The sequence below is a fragment of the Salegentibacter maritimus genome (assembly GCF_016236975.1).
Taxonomy (GTDB): domain Bacteria; phylum Bacteroidota; class Bacteroidia; order Flavobacteriales; family Flavobacteriaceae; genus Salegentibacter; species Salegentibacter maritimus.
Genome location: NZ_JAEHNY010000011.1, coordinates 1 through 20,020 on the forward strand (window position 1 = coordinate 1; position 20,020 = coordinate 20,020).

A 20,020-nucleotide genomic window follows, 5' to 3' on the forward strand; every position below is an offset into this window, starting at 1 on the left:
TCCCGGTCCATTAATTTAGGAATAAAACCTCCTCGTGAAGAACCTGTAGAATCATGCAAATATTTCCCTACTACTTCACTGGAGTTAGCAAGACCATTAGGATGTTGAGAAGATTTGGAATTAAGTAGAATTCGGGCAGAGCTACAAGCACTGGCAGCTAATATTACCACTTTAGCTTTAATTTCGTAATCTTTTAAATTTTCTTTATTTATATAAGAAACCCCGGTAGCTTCCCCCTCACCGTTGGTCAATACTTCTCGAACCATAGCATTAACATACAAATCTACATTTCCTGTCTCTGTAGCCGGTTTTACAAGCACTGATGATGATGAAAAATCGGCGTATGCCATACAGGATCTTGAGCATTGGTTACAAAAAAAACAGGCTCCTCTTTCCTTATTAACAGGCTTGGTAAGTATAGACAAACGTGAGGGAATCATAGGGATACCGGCTTTTGTAGCACCTTTTTTAATATACAACTCGTGAAGTCTTGGTTTTGGAGGAGGTAAAAAGAACCCGTCTGGTTCGTTTGGAAGGTTTTCTTTAGTACCAAATACTCCTATTAACTTATCAACTTTATCATAATAAGGTTTCACATCTTCATAACCTATGGGCCAATTATCGCCTTTGCCATCAAAATCCTTTCTTTTAAAGTCTAAAGGACCAAAACGCAAGGAAATACGTCCCCAATGGTTGGTTCTTCCCCCTAGCATCCTGGAGCGAAACCATGAAAATTCGGTGTTATTATTTTGGGTATAGGGTTCACCTTCTAATTCCCAACCACCATAAGCCATATCAAAATCACCAAAAGGCCTGGTACTACCAGCTCCTCTTCGGGGCGACTCCCAGGGCCATCTAAGTTGGGTACGTTGCTCATTATTGGCAGGGTCAAAATCTGGACCGGCTTCCAGCAATGCTATTTTAAAACCTGCATCTGCCAGTAATTTTGCAGCCATACCACCACCTGCTCCAGATCCTACTATGCAAACATCATATTGTTTTGGTTGCTTTTTTATTTGAAACGACATTTTATTCAAATTAAGATTTGTTATTTACTAGATAATCGAATTTACATACTTCGAGTTGGTTAGCCCCTTCGTGAGTTCCCCTGAGGTAATTTACCCGACATCCCCCTTCATATCCCAAATTATTAGAGTTGAATTTTAGAAATATACTTGTAATTACCAACTAATCCTATTGAAGTATTGCGAGTTGAAGCAAAACTTTCAACTTTCCACGCTGAAAATATTAATTTTTTATTGTATTCATTTAGGTTTTCGTAATATTTTTTATTTATAACCTAAAAAAATCACTCAAACTAGACATTCCAGTACTATACACATGCATTGGCCAAAGAATAAAGGCACAACAAAAACTATGTAAAACAAGAAGGGGTGTCGATTAAAATCGACACCCCTTCTACACTTTACTTATTTCTAGAATTTAGAAAAGTAAGAATTAATTAAAGCATTTTAATTATTCTGATTGTGCCCACCATAGCGGTGTAAACACATCATCACCTCCATTTAAGAAATTCACTGCCTGCTGATAACCTTCACTATCGCTATTACGCAATCCAGAAGGGTACTTTAAACGTTGTGGGAAGAAATCCTGATGAACTTCCATATAATTACTCTGATTTAAATTTGGATGATCTGGAAGTGGGTTTTCTACTGCGGGATTCGGAAAGAATGGTAATCCCAACCTTCTGTGATCGCTCCATGCCTCTAATGGTAAATATGGAAAGTGAGCAATATATTTTTGTGTTATAATCTTAGTTAGATGATCGTTTTTAACCTGACCGTCTTTATATAGATGATTATTAGGATACTTAATATCAACAGTAGATTCTGCTCCGGTATAACCATTTTTATATCGCATTTTATGAGTTTGTGGCGGTTCTGAAGTATGATCCCAACTTACAGAAGTACCGGCGTTATTATACTCCTCGGATGAAAGATACTCATTAACCATACTAGAGAGCCCCCAATATGCAAAATTAGCTTTTATTCCTTCTTCATAGGCTGTTTTACCGTCCATTGGAGTATTCCAACCTTTTTCAGCAGCTTCAGCTACCAGAAAATAAGATTCCCAGGGAGCAAAGAAAATTCTTTTCTTACTTCCATCTCTAAAAGGCAATTTCATTCTTGGAATAGTGCCTATATAAGAGTACAAAAAGTTTTTGGCTCCTTTTTTACCCCAACTTCCCGGAACCGATGCATTCCAGGTAAAAGAAGCATCTATTGAGTCTAATACTTCTCCAGCATCATCTACTAAAGGTCTTTTAGTATTTCTGGCATCACTTGTCCAGGTTGGATAAAATGTAAATTCTGAATCATCAAAATCACCTGGAATCCCGAAGGCTTTATAAGCTCTCGGATCTATCTCTTTATACAATCCGTCAAACCAAAAGCCAGCCTTTGGGGCATTGGTTTTTGTTGCAAAATGTTCATCATAAAGCAAACCTGCATAGTCTTTATCCTTTACATAAGGAGCAAAAGACTCTCCCAAAACCGAGGTACTTTCTATTCCACCAAGCCCAATAAATAAATCATTTAAAGTTGCTGAAAGATATTGTGCGTTCCACTGTCTGGACATCGGTGCGGTAAAGTCGTCCCATCCACCTTTTTCCTGAACAGCAAATGCTTCATCCATATTTAGAATAAACTCATTTGAAGCAGCTTCTTCAAATTCCTTTTGAGCCATGCTAGGGTCTACTTCAGATAAACGCATAGCTAAACGCATACGCATGGAATTCGCATATTTATTCCACTTATCATAATCGAATCCAAAAGCAGGATCCAAGCCATCATCTGGTTTTTCAGACAACTCTGTATCTAATTTTGCCGTTGCATCCTTCAATTCTGCAAGCATATAATAATATACATCTTTAGTACTTGCAAATTCTGGATTTACCTCTTGAAAAGCTTCAATTGGAATAGGCCCAAAATTATCGCTCATCTCACTCATAAGATATACTCGCCAAATTCTGGAAATTTGCAAAACATTCTCGCTATATTCCTTAATATTTCCTTCCTCAATTTGCTTATGAGCAATATCAATACCAGTATTCACATGGTTTAACCAACCAGATACCGCATTAAAATAATCGTTAGACCACCCATCACTAGCACTACCTACCGGCAAAGTGTTAGTTCTATCCTGTCTTGAAGCAGCTTTCCAATACAAAACAAATGCGCGTTCTGCCACGTGAGGATTTTGCTGAGCTCCAGTTATAGCATTATTCAAAAAATACGCTACCTGCACCTGCTCTTCATTGGCTGCAAAAGGATCTTCATTAATCTCTTCAAAATCTGAACAAGAACTTAGTCCTGCTGCTAATCCGATTGCTAGTAATGTCTTATTTATATAATTTTTCATATCTATTTTTTTAGAAACTTAATGATACATTAAAGAAATAGCTTCTTGATGTTGGTGAAGAACCATTTTCAAAACCTGTTGCATTTGTACCTGTTGCAAAAACAGATTCTGGATCAATTCCATTCATATTACTATCTATCATCCAAACATTGTTAGCACTTAAACCAACTTTAGCTTTTGTAAGGGCCAGAACATCAACCCATTTTTCCGGTAAATCATAGCTTAAGTTAATATTTCGTAACCTAATATTAGTAGCATCATAAATATTAGCTTCGGTTATCCCAAGGTTTCCAACTCCAGCTACCGCCTCCCAGTAATTTTGGTGACTTACAACTGCCTGGTTTTCCTGATATACATTTTCACTTGCTCCCTCTGGAGTAACATCTATAACCCCATCTACCACAAAATCTTCTCTTTGTCCGTTCACTACCGTTTTTGCTGCAGTTCCCTGCAATTGCATTGCAGCATTTGTACCAGAGAAAATCTCTCCACCAAACCTACCATCAATTAGGAAGCTAAAATTAAAACGCTTCCATTTAAAAGAGTTATTCCATCCCACTAAAGCATCGGGCTGCTGGTTTCCTAAGTAAACCAGGTCTCCGTCAGACTCCAATGGCAAACCGCTCTCATTTAAAATAAGCTTACCAAAGTAAGGACTATTTTGGTCTTCCACCCTTCTAAATTTAGTACCATAAATATTACCATAGCCAGAACCAGCTTCTGCAATAATCTCTACATTGTCATATCCGCCCAAACTATAACGATCTAAATCTGGTGTCAGCTCATTAAGTGTATTTTCATTCTTAGAGAAGTTTACATTTGTACTCCAAGATAAACCTTCAGGGTTATCTAAAATAGTTGCATTAAGCATTACTTCTATACCCTGATTCTGAATATCCCCTGCGTTAACTTTCTTCTTAGAATAACCACTTAGAGGGTTTAGGTCTATTTCAATTAATTGTCTGGTAGCATTTGTTTTATACCAGGAGAAATCTAAACCTATTCTGTTATCTAAAAATCTAAGGTCAAAACCTGCTTCCCATGATTTAATCAACTCACTTTGCAAATCTGGGTTATACAAAACATTATTTCTTCCCGCCAGGGTTTTGTCATTAGAGTTTTTACCTAAATAATAAGAGTTATACAATTGGTAAGGGTCCAAATCGTTACCTACCTCTGCATAAGATGCACGAAGTTTACTAAATGTTATCCAGCCAGGCATTTCACCACCAGTATCTTTTATAAGATCGTTTAGCACTACCGAAGTGCTTACAGAAGGGTAAAAGAAAGAACGATTTTCTTTACTTAAGGAAGAAGACCAATCGTTTCTACCGGTAAGATCTAGAAATAAATATCCGTCATAATTAAGCTGGAAAGTACCGTAAATAGAGTTTATTTTATATTCGGTAGAACCTTCTTCAACTGTAGCTCTTTCTACCCCATTATTAATAGAAAAGAAATCCGGTACTTCTAACTCCCCAACATAAGCTTCTAATCTACTGGATTTTCGATGCATTAGGTTCCCCCCTAAAGAACCACTTACCCCAAAGTTACCTAGAATATCATCCTTTCTGGCAGTAAAAAGAGCACTGAAGTTATTCTCCATAAAAGTCCTTTTACCCAGACTATATATTCCATTATCTACAATAGGGCTACCATCGTAAACCTTCTTCTCGGTGCTGGTAGTATACATATCACTACCTCCTTTAATTTCACCGGTCAACCAGTCTGCAAACTCATATTTTAAAGATCCATTTAATAGAAAACGATCTCTAGAGTCTGTATTGGTATTATATTTTGCATTCCAATAAGGATTTACCTGATCTGCATTAAACCAGGTCATTTTCCCAAATTCATCCTTAGGGTTCTTAAAATCTCTAATATCTACTGAACTTGGTAATTTATACATGGTGAAAAAAGCATTCGATCTATTATCTCCACCTAAAGGACGGTTTGTAGCTTTGTTATTCATATACTGTACCTTAACATCGGTAGTCCATCTTTCATTGGGACCAAAAGTTGTTGTTGCCCTTGTTAAAAGATTGGTTCGGTTCAATTCTGCACCTGGAATCATACTTTCATTATCGAGATAACTAACCGAAGAGTAAACCGAAGTATTGTTTACCTTTTGTGAAAAAGAGAGACTTTGATTTAAGCTCACTCCAGTGTTAAAGAAATTTCCAACATTATCATAAGCCCTTAATGGCACTTCCTGTCCGTTATAATCTGTAACTAATTGTCCTTCAATTTTTGGCCCCCAACTTAAAGTTGATTCTTCACCATATATATTGTTGGTTCCCTGTGCAAATGAACTCTGCATATCAGGAGTTAAAAATAATTCCTCAAAACCCAAGTTTACATTATAGGTAATACCCAATCCTTCTTGCGCTTTACCTGATTTTGTTGTGATCAAAATCACCCCATTACCAGCTCTAGATCCATACAGAGCTGCTGCAGAAGCACCTTTAAGAACCGACATACTTTCAATATTCTCAGGATCAATGTCACCCAAGCCATTTCCTGTATCCCGACTGGGATTAAAATAATCATTATTTTCAGCTCCCGTGAAGTTATCCATAGGCACCCCATCTACCACTATAAGTGGCTGGTTATCTCCTGTCAAGGAGTTATTACCCCTTAAAACAATTTTAGAAGAACTAGCAGGTCCACCGCTACCACGTACAACGTTTAATCCTGCAACCTTACCAGTGAAGGCATTAGCAAGATTACTTTCACGACTTTCCACCAATTCCTCTCCACCTACTTCCTGTAATGCATAGCCAAGGGATTTCTGCTCTCTCTTAATTCCAAGAGCCGTTACCACAACTTCATCAAGCGCCTGGGTATCGGGGGCTAATTTAATTTGAATTTCCGAACCATCGGGCTTAACTTCCTGGGCTATATACCCCAGCATAGAAAACTGTAGAGTACTTCCCTCATTAATTTCAATACTAAACATTCCATCGAAATCGGAAGAGACCCCATTGCTAGTTCCCTTTTCAATTACGTTGACTCCCGGAAGCGGCATGCCGTTTTCGGCATCTACAATACTACCGCTCACCGTTTGAGTTTGTGCCAGCATCAAATTAATGCTGCACAAGAATAAACAAGCAAACAAGAATAATTTTCTGTTCATTACACTATAAGTTTTAGTTAAATTTAATCACAAGGCAAAAACCTTGTTTTCTTAATTTTAACCAAAAATTGATATTAATTTTAAATATCAATAATAATTTCGACTGACAACACATTTCAATCGCTGGACAAACGAAAACGTTATCGTTTAACCTACTTAAAGCTTCATTTATAGCTAAAATGCACGAAGACCGTAAAGTTTTATATTCCTTTTATTGGAAATCGAAGGTTAAAACAAAAGTTTAATATCCAATAAATCAATATAATCTAGACTACTAAATCCAATTTCTAACTTGCTAGCGGTGCATTACCTGAATACTAAAAAAATCTTAAAAAACGAACAAAACTAAAAGCCTTAGATTAACTCTATTACCCCAATAACAGCAATTAAAAACATTTAAAATTTAATTTTATTAAAGCTGAAGTAGGATTCCCCCTTAAACAAAAAATCAAAATCACATAAGAAAGCGGGACAAATATAGGTTAGCACCTGTTTTGTCCCGCCTTAATTTTTAGAATTGATATAAATCTACCTATAGCTTATTCTTCATAAACAAGATACGCAGTAACCAACCAGTGATTCAGTTTATCTCCGTCTACTGGGGTGGCATCAATATCAATTAACAACTCATGTTTTCCCGCTTTCAAATCTCCAAGATCTAACTCATAAGGTGTCACTTTTGAACCCGGACACCAATTAGACCTCGATAAATCTGAAGAAGCCAAACGCTCCTGAACCTCACTAAAAACTTTCTCTCCCTGTCTATTATAAGCTCGGGCTGAATCTTTACGAATCCAAACGCCAGAAGATGGATTAAACCTTCTAAAGCTTGCGCAGTCGTCTCTCCATGGAATGGTATCTAAAACGGTATCAGAATTGAATTTCACCGTATTTCTCAACTGTATAAATTCATCACCACCACTATGTCCACCATGACCGGTTGTAATGTAATAAAGCTTAGCGTTTTTAGCTTTCTCCGGTAATTCAAACTCTGCTTTTAGCGGACTAAAAGCAAAAAGGTCGGGATGTTTTTGTCCTGCATAATAAACAGTATTTACCAATGGCTTTACAATCTTCTTACTTAACTCACGCCCAGAATACTCAAAATCGACACTAATCGTATAACCCTCAGGCGTCCAGGTATCTATCCAGGCCCCTATAAGTATTTCACCGGTAAGCTCGCTTTCTAACTGAGAAACATCCATCTCCCAGGACACTTCATCTTCCCACCTTGGAACATAAACAGGCCTATTATACTTTATGTTTGGATTCTTTTCTTCATCACTGTAGTATCCCACTCCAAAAGGAGTCATAAACCTTAAAACCTCCAATGCAGGCTCATAATCTCCTCCCAATTTAATTCCCGGGTATTCACCACGTCCTGCCTCTTTCGGGTAAGAAGCATTTCCTTTCGCTACATCAATAAAGTCTAGCTTATCTGGATTTGGAATTACAAATAGAGATCCAGATTTATCCCAACGATCGCCGGCAGATTTCACTGTTACTTTAACCTTTACATCAGTACCCCTGGGATATTTGGGAACATTGATTTTCTTTAAAATAATACGCCCGGACTGTAGATACTCCACATTGGCAATATTTTTCTTTTCCCCATTAAAATTTACAGGCACTTCATCAAACACACTAATTGTTTTTACCTCCTGCGCCAAAACAGGAGTAATTATAAGTGCAAAAGCTAGGCTCAAACAATTTTTAACTATAGATTTAAGCATTATTGTATACTTTATTTAATATTTATTTTGATTTAAATTTATTCACAAAATGAAAACTCACAATTATAAAAGTTGGTAAGGTCTTCAATAGTACTTTACTCTGGACTTATCTTAAAGCTGTAGTTATATTCCTTATTTGTTAACCAGTACTTTTTTAAAGGCAACCTACCCCAACTGTTAATACTTCCAAGCCCCATTTGTGCAGCATCTATAAAAAGATTTGTTAGCTCTCTTTTATTAATCTCGCCAGCGTGTCTTTGTTCACGTTTTTCTCCATCGTCAAGATCTTCCATAAGATAATTTAGGGCTGTAAAATTAAAAGGCTTGTTAGCGGTTATATTCAAATTAATACCACTTCCTTCTAAAATTAACCAACGTACATCGCTTTTATTACCGGTTTCCTGCGGACGAATGTATGGATAATATTGCTCATCTACGCTTTGGTCATAAACTTTAATGAGCGCACTTTCCTTTCTATCAGCATAGCTTTCGTAAGGTCCGCGACCATAATACTTCAAATTATCAAAGCCTGAAGGCATAGCCACCTTCATTCCTACCCTAAAAATCATAGGAACCTCCTGATCTTCATCAATATTCAATTTAAAATCTACCAGAATTTCTCCCGCTGCATTTAGTTTATAGTGAAGTTTTAGATCGGCATGTACTTCTTCTAACCTATAGCTGGCCATTACGTTAAGAATGCCGTTTTCATGATTTTGCTTCAAACTTTTAAGTTCCAAATTTTCGGCAGCTTCTTTCCAGGGCCTTAGTTTTGCTTGCAATCCTGCCCCGTAATCGTTATCTACAGGAGCTCTCCAAAAGTTAGGTCGAAGCGCAAAACCTTCTTTGATTATATTTTTCCCATTAACTTTATATTCTTTTAAAAAGCCTGTTTCTTTATCAAAAACAAAACTTGCTTCTTCTGAAGTAAAGCTTAATTCTGTATTGCTATTTTCAGCCTTTAAACCTTCAACGGGAACTATATCCAACACTGAAGTTTTCCTTTCCTCCAATGTTAATTGTTCCTCTGCAATTATATGACCTCTCTTTAAAAGTTCAGTTTTTTCTTTAAGGGTATAAGAAATGTTTAAAAGAGCTTCTTTAAACTCTTTCCCTTCTATATTTACCGGTATTTCAAATTCTTTAGTTTCCTGTGGAGCAACATTAAACTCCACTATTTCGCCAGATGCTACTATTTTTCCGTCTAAGGCAACTTCCCAATTAAGCTTCACATTTGAAAGATCGCGGAAGAACTGCTCGTTATAAACGCTAATTTTCCCAGATTTATCTTTCAATTTTGTGTGAATTTCCTGCTGCACCTTTTTAACCTGCCAGGCATGTGGATTTGGATCCCTTTCCGGACTAAATACCCCATTATTCAAAAAGTTATTGGCACTTGGGGTTCCTTTCGGACCAAAATCTCCACCATACGCCAGGATTTTGGTACCATCATCTAATGTTTTATAAATAGACTGATCTACCATATCCCAAATAAACCCTCCCTGAAAGTTCTTATGGTTTCTAATAAAATCCCAATACTCTACAAAGTTCCCAATACTATTCCCCATAGCATGTGCGTATTCACACATAATATACGGCCTATCCATATTGGGGTTACTTTCGGCATATTGCTTCATATCGTCTATAGAAGGATACATAGGCGGAATAATATCGGTGTTCCATTCTACATTCATTTGCCCTTTTGGCTGCCCGGGAACAATAGCACGCTCATGTTGTACCGGCCTGCTTGAATCTAATTTTTTAATCAGGTCGTAACCCGCATAAAAGTTATATCCATTTCCAGCTTCATTTCCCATACTCCAAATTATGATTGAGGGATGGTTTTTATCTCTTTCTACCATTCGCTCCAATCGTTCTAGATGTGCCTCTTTCCAATCGGGATTATTTGCAAGTGTCCTGGTAAGCGCATATCCCATTCCGTGAGATTCTATGTTCGCTTCATCTACTACATAAAGTCCGTACTTATCACAAAGCTCATAAAAATAGGGGTCGTTAGGATAATGCGAAGTTCTAACTGCATTAAAATTAAATTCCTTAAGAACCTTAACATCCTGAAGCATACGTTCACGAGAAACCACCTGCCCCGTGGTAGGGTCTGTATCGTGCCTGTTAACCCCTTTTAAAAGAACAGGTTTCCCATTCACCAATAACTGTCCGTTTATGATTTCAACTTCCCTAAAACCTACTTGTTGTTCAATCACCTCCTGTAGTTTTCCTTTTTTATCTTTTAGTTTAAAGCTTAGTTTATAAAGATTAGGGGTTTCGGCGGTCCATTTATCGGGATTTTGAACATCTATTTCAATTTTTCCCAATTCCTGCCACTCGCTTATACTTTTTTCTGAGCTGTAGATTTTCTCGTTTTCACCTTCAAGGACAATTTCCAATTTATGCTTATCGCGCTTAGGGATTTCGGTGAATTCAGGGATAATACTTAAGCTTGCATCTTTATAATTTGCATCCAGGTTAGTGTTGATGGTGAAATCCTGCAACCTTACTTTTTTTCTTGCAAAAAGGTAAGTATCACGGGTAATACCGCTCATTCTCCAGTAATCCTGTCCTTCCAAGTAAGAGCCGTCACTCCAGCGCATAACCTTCATAACAACTACATTTTCGCCGGTTTTAACATAGGGGGTGATATCAAACTCCTGAGATAATTTAGAGTCTTCTCCATAACCAACATACTCTCCATTTACCCATACCTGAAGATTTGATTTTGCCGCGCCTACGTGCAAAAACACATCTTTACCTTCCCAATTTTCACCAATTTCAATGCTGCGACGATAAATTCCGGTTGGATTATGATCTAAAGGAATTTTCGGAGGATCAACCTCTATAAGATTATCAAATTCGTAGGTGGCGTTTACATAAATAGGAATACCATAACCATGTACTTCCCAATTTGCCGGTATTTGAAACTTTTCCCAGGATATCTCGTTAATCCCGGAAGCATAAAAATTATCTGGTACTTGTTTAGGGCTTTTATACCATTTAAAATCCCAGGCTCCATTAAGATTTATGTAATTTTCTGAGGCCTTCCAGTTTTTTGTTTCTGCTAAAGCTTCATTTTCAAAAACCATATAATAAGCCCGCATAGGCTCCCTATTTTCCTGATTTTTTTCAGGATTAAGGTAATATGCATCCTGACTGTGCGTATTTTGGTTTATCATTAGCACTACCAGAAGACTTAAATAAGCTAAAATCCGGTTTCTTTTTAATTTAAACATTCTTATTTATTTCGATTAATTCTTTTATTTCAAGTAAGGTGTTTTAAAAAAGATATTTACTCATACTAAATCAGCAGCTTTGGACAAGCTTAAAATTTTATCAACCTGAGTCTAAATATTGCTAAATTCAGTATCACAAAAAAGAAATTTAGACCAATAACCTGCCATTAGGGCTGAATCGATTAACAAGTGTTAATGCTAAGTATTTTTTCAATTAACTATTTTCAATAATAATCGACCATAAGCCTCGGCATACTTTTTCATTCCGGCGTCATTGGGATGCACCCCATCTATAAAATCATCCTGATCTAAACCAAGATCTTCATTTTCCAAAAGGTAAATATCCCTATAGCCTTTTCTTTCCAGGAATTCAAAAGCTTCCCTATTTGCCTTGTTTAGCAATTGATATTTCTTTTTTTCGGGATTATATACTTCACCATAGGGGTAGCCTGCATGATCTGTAAGCACTATTGGTGTTTCAGGGTTTAATTTCCGAAGGGCCTCCACACTTTTTATAAGTCGCTTTTTAGCTTCTTCGGCATCCAAACTCTGGCCGGGATTAAAGTTTGCGAGACAATCTAAAACAAAAACTTCTGCCTCTAGTTGTGAAAGGTAATTAATAACCTCTTTCTCCAGTTTCCCATTCCCAGAAAAACCATAATTAAAAACCGGAATATCAATTTTTTGTGATAAAAAAGTAGTCCAGGTAGTACCAGGTCTTCCCGAGCACGCCCCCTGGGTAATGGACGTTCCGTATATCACAATGGGTGCCTGATTATTAACCGGCACATTTCTAAAAAATGAATCTTTATCCACACCAATCTCCATATAGGAAACAGTATTATAAAGCGGCAGATATAAACGTAGATTATGCTTTATGCCATTTACAGTATCTTTTAACCGATAATGATATGAAATGGTATCCTGAAATTGGTAACGGCCCTTAAGCCATTTCCAGGTATTATCTTGAGAGAGATACAAATCTACCCCACTAACGCCGGTAGCAGGCATATGCGGAAATTGTAATGGCCCATTCACCACATATTTAACAATAACCCGAGAAGCATCGGTCTCAAAATCAACATAAACACCGGAAGGGTTCTTAGATAACTCCCAAACTCTTTTTCTTACCAGGTTTTGCATAGAATCGGGAAAGCGCTGATAAGGATTAGATGTAGAAGCCTTCACTTTTCCACCAAGCTCCATTTCTGCTGTATTATACCAATCTAATTCTACCTCATTCTGCCCTATTGAAATGCCAAAGCATAACAATAAAACCAAGCTTAGAAAACTTTTCATTTCTATAATTGATTTTGTTTTAAGTTTTTATGATAAACCAGGTCTTTAGAATTATTATTGTCTTCAACCTTAAATATCAAACTAGCCAAATAGCCCCCTATTACACAAACCGGAATGGCGATAAGCGGATAAATATAAAAATTAATAGGCGTATAATATTTAACGAGCACTAAAGAAGCCACACTAAGTACTGCCCCAATCAAGGTACCCACCCAATTGGCTTTTTTAAAGAAAATCCCCAGCATAAACACTCCCGCCAGAGCACTTCCAAAAAGACCTACTATTTCCTGAAAAAAGAAAAATAGCGAAGCAATTGGATAAGCTGCCATAAACGCAGCAACCGAAGTTCCCAGTACACCAACCGTAATGGTTACCCACCTGGCAACTTTCATAGTGGTAACTTCTGTATGATTCTTATTAAATCGTTTATAAAAGTCTACTGTAATTACGGTAGAAACACTATGCATACTACTGTCAAGGCTAGACATAGCTGCAGAGTAAATTCCGGCAATCACCAAACCGGCTACTCCCGGAGGAAGATGGTCTGCAATAAATAAAGGGAATATTCCGTCGTTTTGCATTCCTACCTGTAAAAATTCGGGATTATCCCTAAAATAAACATACAGGAAAGTTCCCATTAGGAAAATTAGCAATCCTGCCGGAATAGAAACAATCCCGTTCATCCATATACTTTTTCTGGCTTCTTTTTCATTTGAAGTCGTTAAATAACGCTGTACTACCGCCTGATCTGTGGTGTACGGAGCAAAATTAAGGGCAAAAGTTCCTAAAAATAAAGACCAGGTTACCACTTCGGTATAGCTCCATCTAAAGTCGAAAAGTTGAAATTTACTATCTTCATATGCCGTAGAAAAAATATAGCTTACATCACCAATATCTACCGCTATATAAATAAGGCCAAGAATAAGACCACCAATAAGTACAATTACCTGAATAACATCGGTCCAAATAACCGCCTCTATACCTCCCATTACAGTATAAACAATAGCTAATATCCCCATAATAATAATGGCCGAATAAATATCTATGCCAACTACAGTAGATAGAGCAAGTGCAGGTAAGTAAACAACAATTCCCATTCTAGCCAATTGAAACAGCACAAAAGAACCACTTCCAAACATCCTAATTACAATATTAAAGCGTTTTTCAAGATATTCGTAGGCAGTTGTAATATTCAACTTTCTAAAAAATGGCAGATAAAAGGTTATAATAAGGGGCACGATAAGTAAAATGGTAAAGTAACCGAGATAAGCTTGCCAATCGTAACTAAATGCCAGTGCCGGTTGGGAAAGATAGGTAATAGCACTTAGCATAGTAGCATAAATACTCAAACCGGCCGCCCACCATGGTATTCTACCTCCTGCTAAAAAATAATCGGAAGTACTTTTATTTCTTCTTGAAAAATACCACCCAATTCCAATCATTAAAGCCAAATATGCAATTAAGGTTGTATAATTAATCCATCCAAAATCTGTTTCACGAGGAGTCACATTAATTTTATGGATAGCTGATGTACGTACTCCGGGGCTAAGCTCCCCTAACGGAATAATAATATCGTCTTCCCACTGTAGGGCTTTTGCCACTACTTGAGTTTTACCCGGAATTTCACCTCTTTTGGTCCAGGTATCGGTAATCGTGTGATAGGCCCAAATAGTTTTTGAAAAAGAAGTGTTTTGAAAGTTCTCTGAAATTGCCTGGGATAGCGAATCGATTTTAGTGGCCACAATAGAAGAATCAAGGTTTTGTTGTTGAAGCGCTTTTAGTTGATTTTGTAGCTGAAGTCTCTCTTTGTATAGTTGATTTTCACCTCCTGCCCCTCCAAAGATCAAAATATGCGCATCTCCTAGCTTGGTTGCCGGAGCAGCCCCGATATAACCGCCGTCTAACCCGGGGGTTTCATTTGAAGGGACATCGCCCTTGGCTATCCATTTTTTTGACAAGGGATTGTATTGCCATACATCTGACAAAAACTCGTTGGGATCTTCGGCACCGGGGTCGTAATGAGTACCACTAAAAACATAAACCACATTGGTCTTTCCATTGTTTTGAGCAATTACCACCGGTTGAATACGACCTTTGCCGGGAATATCTTCCAGTTGTTTCCAACCCTGGAGATCTGAATACGAGTAAAAAGCTTTTGTAGCCTTACCCCCCGGCTCCTTTTGTCCCCCTGCAACATAAATTTTGTCGCCAATTAGGCTTGCTTCCATATTTGCCAATGGAACCGGTAAAGATGGTTTTTCTTCAACCAAAAGCTGTTTAGCTTTCGCATCCCATTTTAAAAGAAAAACATCTTTGTAAACCCCCTCTTTGTTCATCCCCCCAATACACCATAAACCTTCACTGGTTGTTACTGAAGCGCCGTAAGCCATTGGCTTAGAAAGGCTTTTACCTACATTTATCCAGTTAAATTCACTTTTATCCTTTTCAAGTACATAAATACTATTGTAATAAACCTTATCACCTCCATCCCAAACAGAACGATCCGGAAAATTAGCTCCGCCCGCAATTATCAATGCATCATTATGAATCCCGGTAAAGCTTCCGTTCAATCCTTTTTCTAAAGGTAAGTCGGGTAACGAATTCCAACTAAATTCTATTTTATCATTAGTTTGACCCGTTAACGAAGGAGCCGTAAGAACAAAAAATAGACTAAAAACCAAAAAAAGACGAATATGCATATACTATATTTTTTGGCCTAAGATACTAATTTTGTATTATGTTATACATATAAACCAGCTTATTCTTTAAAAAATCTTAAAATACATTTACAATATAAGATTTTCAGTCTCATAGATTAATTAATAATGACTTCAAAAAGACTTTTTACAATGTATAAACTAACAAAAAACAGGGAGAATTGTACTAAACTTGAGAAACACAAATAATTTAAGTTAGCATACCAATTAAGACTAGATAGGAATATTTAAAAACTTACAGAAAGGCGTAATACTTAAGCAAAGTAACTCACTGCAAATAAACAAAGCTTAAAAAAAATTATTTTTCGAGGCTACTTCGGGAGTACTATACCCTTTGGTGGTATCAATAAATCAAAAATTTAGAGGGTATACTTTTACCTAAATTCAATTAATCATTTTTCTATAACCTCTATTTTAAATGTAGATACCGGTAATTCTTCAGAGTTTTCCAGGTTGCCAATTGTATAGGCCTGCCAATTGTAGTAAATATACTCAGGTTTTTCGGCACTGGGAACTATTATTTTTTTGTCTTTAATTTCTCCCGTTAGTTCCGTTTTGCCATCAATAGAGAACCCACGAACAGCTTTCTCATCTAAAGTTTGTAAACCTTTCGCGGTATATTTAAATTCAACAATAATGTTTCCATTTTTATATTCCGCTTTTTGAGGAAGCGGGCCAGAAACTATAATATCTTCTCCATATTCATTTTTTAAGGCCCATCGAGCAAGCCTTTTTCCAACGGCTTTTTTATTACGGGGGTGGATATCATTCCTATTTCCAACATCGCTGCTCACCGCCATTCCAACATGTTCCAGCTCGTTTAGAAGTTTTCTTTGTCCATCCCTAAATTCAGGCCAATAATGGGAATCATAATTAGTAGTATCTATAGAAGACAATTGTACCCAGTAAAAGGGTAAATTCTTATCTCTCCATTGCTTTCTATAATCCTTAATCAATAGTTTTTGAAGTTCGGGATATTCATTTACTCTTGCCATTTCCTGGGCATTGCTTTCACCCTGATACCACAAAATACCCTTTATTGGCATTTTTAAAATAGGTTTCACCCCCGTTTTAAATGCGAAACCGGGCTTGTAAGCATGGTTATTTACAGCCTGGCTATGTCCAACATTTTGCATTCCGCGTTCTCGTATCCAAACCGGGAGCGCATCATTTTTCAACCAGTTTCCCTTTGTTTTAGCAGCAAATTGTTTATTCTTTTTTAGCGCCTGTATATCAATAAAAGCTTCAATGGGTGCACCACCAATAGCTAAATTCATCAATCCTATAGTGGTATTTTCGGCCTTTACTATTTCCCGACCAAAATAATAACCTACCGCACTCATATCCTTAAAAGAAGAACTATCGCTTTCCTCCCATTTTGATTCCTGAAAAAGAATGTTATTGTTCAGGCTATTTAATTGGTCTTTATCATAGGGAGTTCCGTAAATATTTTTGCCAATAAAAGTTGGATTAAAAAAGCGTAGATTAGGATTTTTAGCTTCCCTTTTAGCTTCCTCATAATGCATTTCGACCCCCATAGGCCACTCCATATTAGACTGACCTATAAGTAGCCATACATCGCCTACAAGAATATTAGTAAGGATTATCTTTTCTTCTGAAGACTTAACCACAAGAGTTTGGGGTTTTGTGGTGGCTTGCTGTTTTTTAAAGACGATTTGCCAGGTAGAATCGGCTCTTACCGAAGCTTTTGCGGTTTCATTTAAAAAATTGACCTGCAATTTATCACCGGGCACGCCCTTTCCCCATATTTTTATTGGTTTATCCCGCTGAAGCACCATATTACTTGTAAAAATTTCGGATATTTCTATTTGTGCCAAGGCCGGAAAAACCGATAACATACAAAGTACCGAAAAGATTTTTTTCACTTTTTAAAAGTTTAAATATGATGTTTACTGTATTTAAAAACCTGACTATAGTAGCTGCAATGAGTAAACTACCTCGGGGCAAGCCTCGGGGTATTACACCCTTTGGCGGTGCCAATAAAATTATAAAACCAGGTCTTTACAATTAAAAAAAAACCGGTTACTGAAATAATCCAATAACCGGTAGCATCAACTGAAAAAAACTAAATTACTCTTGTTTTCCCGGGTGTAGGGATTGTATAATGCCCATCGGAATTTGGTGTTACGGGTGGCGTTGAATTCCAGGATAAATCTTCAGGCACCAGTTGCAAATTAGATTTTATCGCTTCCTCATATTTAATAAACTGCCCAGAGTAGGTTGCCATACGTCCCATAATTGCAGCCATAGTACTTTTAGCCCCGTTTTCGGCATCACTTATTACTTCGCCATTTCTAATTGACTCAAATAATTTATTATGTTCTTCCTGATAAGGATTTGGATCGTTTCTACTTCTATATCTAAAAATATCATTTCCTTGAAAATCAACTAACTTCGCCACACCAGCATCATTGGTTTCAACAATACCTTTAGTACCCTGGAAGCCTTCTCCTACTTTAGACATGGTACCGGGTTGGTGCCTACATTGACTGGAGATTACGGCTCCACCGGGATATTTAAATTCCACAAAATGATGGTCAAAAATCTCTCCATGATCGGGTCCTGTTCTTACCTGTCTTCCTCCCATTCCCTGGGCCGATATAGGGTACTCACCAATAAACCAGTTTGCCACATCAATATTATGAATATGTTGTTCTAAAATATGATCTCCACAAAGCCAATTAAAGTAATACCAATTGCGCATTTGGTACTCCATTTCAGATTGATTTGCCTGTCTTGGTTTTACCCACACCCCACTACTGTTCCAATAAACCTGCCCAGATAAGATTTTACCAATTTCACCCTGTTTAATTTGTTCTGCTGTCTTTATATAGTTTCTCTGATATCTTCTCTGTAGGCCAACTACAACATTTAGTTTATTTTCTTTAGCTATTTTAGCTGCGTCCAGCACCTTTCTTATCCCCGGTACATCTGTAGCTACCGGTTTTTCCATAAACACATGTTTTCCTGCATTTATAGCGTATTCAAAATGATAAGGTCTAAAGCCGGGAGGAGTGGTTAAAATTACAACATCAGCAAGGTCTATGGCCTTTTTATAAGCATCAAAACCGGTAAAACAGTTTTGTTTTTTAACCTTAACTTTATCTGAACCAGAAAATTCTTTTTCCAACTGAGCCAGGCTTCCTGTTAATCTGTCTTCAAAAGCATCTGCCATAGCAACCAATTCAACATTGTCATCTGCTTTTAAAGCCTGGTTTGCAGCTCCGGTGCCGCGCCCGCCACAACCCACCAGGGCCAATTTTAATTTTTTATCGTTAAACACGTTATACATGGCGTTCATTTCCATAGCGGGCATCATCATTCCTGCAGTGAATAAAGCGGTGTTTTTACAAAACGTTCTGCGGGAATTCTTATATAATTGAGAAGTATTTGGTTTATTCTTTTTCATAATTTAATTCTAAAGTGGTGCATTTAATATTCTTTTAAAACTTTAGGGATTTTCATTGCCCCAATATTTAGCTTTATCTTCTTCAGATGGTGGGTTGGGATCGCGAACAATCCTAAAACCTACAAAAGCAGCATCTGTATTCCACCACTTACTTTTTGGAAATTGTGGGTCGCGCATTTTCCAATTTTCAGAAGAAGCTAATCTTGCTGCACTCCTTAAATATTCGGCATCGTCATAATATGAACCACCACGAACGCTGTGCGGATATTCTTCATTCGGAATTTCAAAGGGGTTTTTAGTTAGTCCAGAGCGATTTTTATAAGTTTCGGAATCGTAAGCATCTAATGTCCATTCGGCTACATTCCCATGCATGTCATAAAGCCCCCACGAGTTAGGTTTTTTAGTTCCTACAGCGTGATAATGCCCATCGCTATTTTCATAGAACCAGGCATAATCTCCCAAATTTTCGGGAGAATCCCCAAAGTGATAGGCCGTTTGGCTCCCTGCCCTTGCGGCATATTCCCATTCGGCTTCGGTGGGAAGCCTGTAAAAGTAACCGGTTTTAGCTGAAAGCCACTTGCAAAATTTTTGCGCAGCCAAATAGGTGATATTCACCACCGGCATCCCATCTCCTGTGCCCATTCCCAAACTCATATCTACATAAGGTATGGTAGCACCCGAAACGGCATCAACTTTTATATTTACATCGCTAGCCTTCTTTGAAAGCATAGTGGCTCCAGATTCAGCATCAATTTTTATGGTTGGCTTATTCGCCTTATCTTCTGAAGGTAGATCACCTAAGGGGCGCTCCAGATAGAGCTTATAGAGCTTCCAGGTAATTTCTTTTGATGACATCCAAAATGGATCTATTTTAACTTTATGTAAAGGGGCCTCATCTTTATAATGCCCAAATTCTTCAGGATCGCTCCCCATTAAAAATATTCCTTCAGGAATGGCAACCATATCAATACTAAGATCGGTTCCGGAAATTCCCTGAACATAAGCTTTTAAATTTTCCTGGCTGTAAAACTTTAATGAAACTAGCATTAAACAGCATATTAACAGATATCTATAATTCA

The 20,020-nt window shown here is 37.3% G+C and carries 10 protein-coding genes; all 10 read right to left on the reverse strand.

What is annotated here, in order from left to right; all coding sequences use genetic code 11:
- Positions 1-1,028, reverse strand: a 1,028-nt coding sequence (locus I6U50_RS12220; RefSeq protein WP_198639030.1) for a GMC family oxidoreductase N-terminal domain-containing protein, incomplete at its 3' end; no start/stop codon positions are given.
- A 448-nt stretch (positions 1,029-1,476) separates the two neighbouring features.
- On the reverse strand, positions 1,477-3,381 hold the full coding sequence (locus I6U50_RS12225; RefSeq protein WP_198639031.1) for a SusD/RagB family nutrient-binding outer membrane lipoprotein: 1,905 nt from the start codon (positions 3,379-3,381) through the stop codon (positions 1,477-1,479).
- 10 nt (positions 3,382-3,391) lie between these two features.
- On the reverse strand, positions 3,392-6,517 hold the full coding sequence (locus I6U50_RS12230; RefSeq protein ID WP_198639032.1) for a SusC/RagA family TonB-linked outer membrane protein: 3,126 nt from the start codon (positions 6,515-6,517) through the stop codon (positions 3,392-3,394).
- A gap of 539 nt (positions 6,518-7,056) precedes the next feature.
- Positions 7,057-8,223 (reverse strand): PNGase F N-terminal domain-containing protein, encoded by a 1,167-nt coding sequence (locus I6U50_RS12235; protein ID WP_232805931.1) that lies wholly within the window; start codon positions 8,221-8,223, stop codon positions 7,057-7,059.
- 122 nt (positions 8,224-8,345) lie between these two features.
- Complete coding sequence (locus I6U50_RS12240) at positions 8,346-11,495, reverse strand: glycoside hydrolase family 2 TIM barrel-domain containing protein (protein WP_198639034.1); 3,150 nt, start codon at positions 11,493-11,495, stop codon at positions 8,346-8,348.
- 210 nt (positions 11,496-11,705) lie between these two features.
- Positions 11,706-12,794, reverse strand: coding sequence for an SGNH/GDSL hydrolase family protein (locus I6U50_RS12245; RefSeq protein WP_198639035.1), 1,089 nt, complete (start codon positions 12,792-12,794; stop codon positions 11,706-11,708).
- A gap of 2 nt (positions 12,795-12,796) precedes the next feature.
- On the reverse strand, positions 12,797-15,493 hold the full coding sequence (locus tag I6U50_RS12250; protein ID WP_198639036.1) for a sodium:solute symporter family transporter: 2,697 nt from the start codon (positions 15,491-15,493) through the stop codon (positions 12,797-12,799).
- A 410-nt stretch (positions 15,494-15,903) separates the two neighbouring features.
- A complete protein-coding gene (locus I6U50_RS12255) occupies positions 15,904-17,397 on the reverse strand; it encodes a sialate O-acetylesterase (protein WP_317192031.1) in 1,494 nt (497 codons plus the stop codon).
- Positions 17,398-17,597: 200 nt separating this feature from the next.
- Positions 17,598-18,941 (reverse strand): Gfo/Idh/MocA family protein, encoded by a 1,344-nt coding sequence (locus I6U50_RS12260; RefSeq protein WP_198639037.1) that lies wholly within the window; start codon positions 18,939-18,941, stop codon positions 17,598-17,600.
- A 42-nt stretch (positions 18,942-18,983) separates the two neighbouring features.
- A complete protein-coding gene (locus I6U50_RS12265; RefSeq protein ID WP_198639038.1) occupies positions 18,984-19,988 on the reverse strand; it encodes a formylglycine-generating enzyme family protein in 1,005 nt (334 codons plus the stop codon).
- Positions 19,989-20,020: the final 32 nt, after the last annotated feature.

Bases quoted from the DNA above. Each gene is read 5' to 3' on its own strand.
- I6U50_RS12245 (WP_198639035.1), bottom strand. From the start codon at position 12,794: ATGAAAAGTTTTCTAAGCTTGGTTTTATTGTTATGCTTTGGCATTTCA.
- I6U50_RS12260 (WP_198639037.1), bottom strand. From the start codon at position 18,941: ATGAAAAAGAATAAACCAAATACTTCTCAATTATATAAGAATTCCCGC.
- I6U50_RS12265 (WP_198639038.1), bottom strand. From the start codon at position 19,988: ATGCTAGTTTCATTAAAGTTTTACAGCCAGGAAAATTTAAAAGCTTAT.
- I6U50_RS12230 (WP_198639032.1), bottom strand. From the start codon at position 6,517: ATGAACAGAAAATTATTCTTGTTTGCTTGTTTATTCTTGTGCAGCATT.
- I6U50_RS12250 (WP_198639036.1), bottom strand. From the start codon at position 15,493: ATGCATATTCGTCTTTTTTTGGTTTTTAGTCTATTTTTTGTTCTTACG.
- I6U50_RS12225 (WP_198639031.1), bottom strand. From the start codon at position 3,381: ATGAAAAATTATATAAATAAGACATTACTAGCAATCGGATTAGCAGCA.
- I6U50_RS12240 (WP_198639034.1), bottom strand. From the start codon at position 11,495: ATGTTTAAATTAAAAAGAAACCGGATTTTAGCTTATTTAAGTCTTCTG.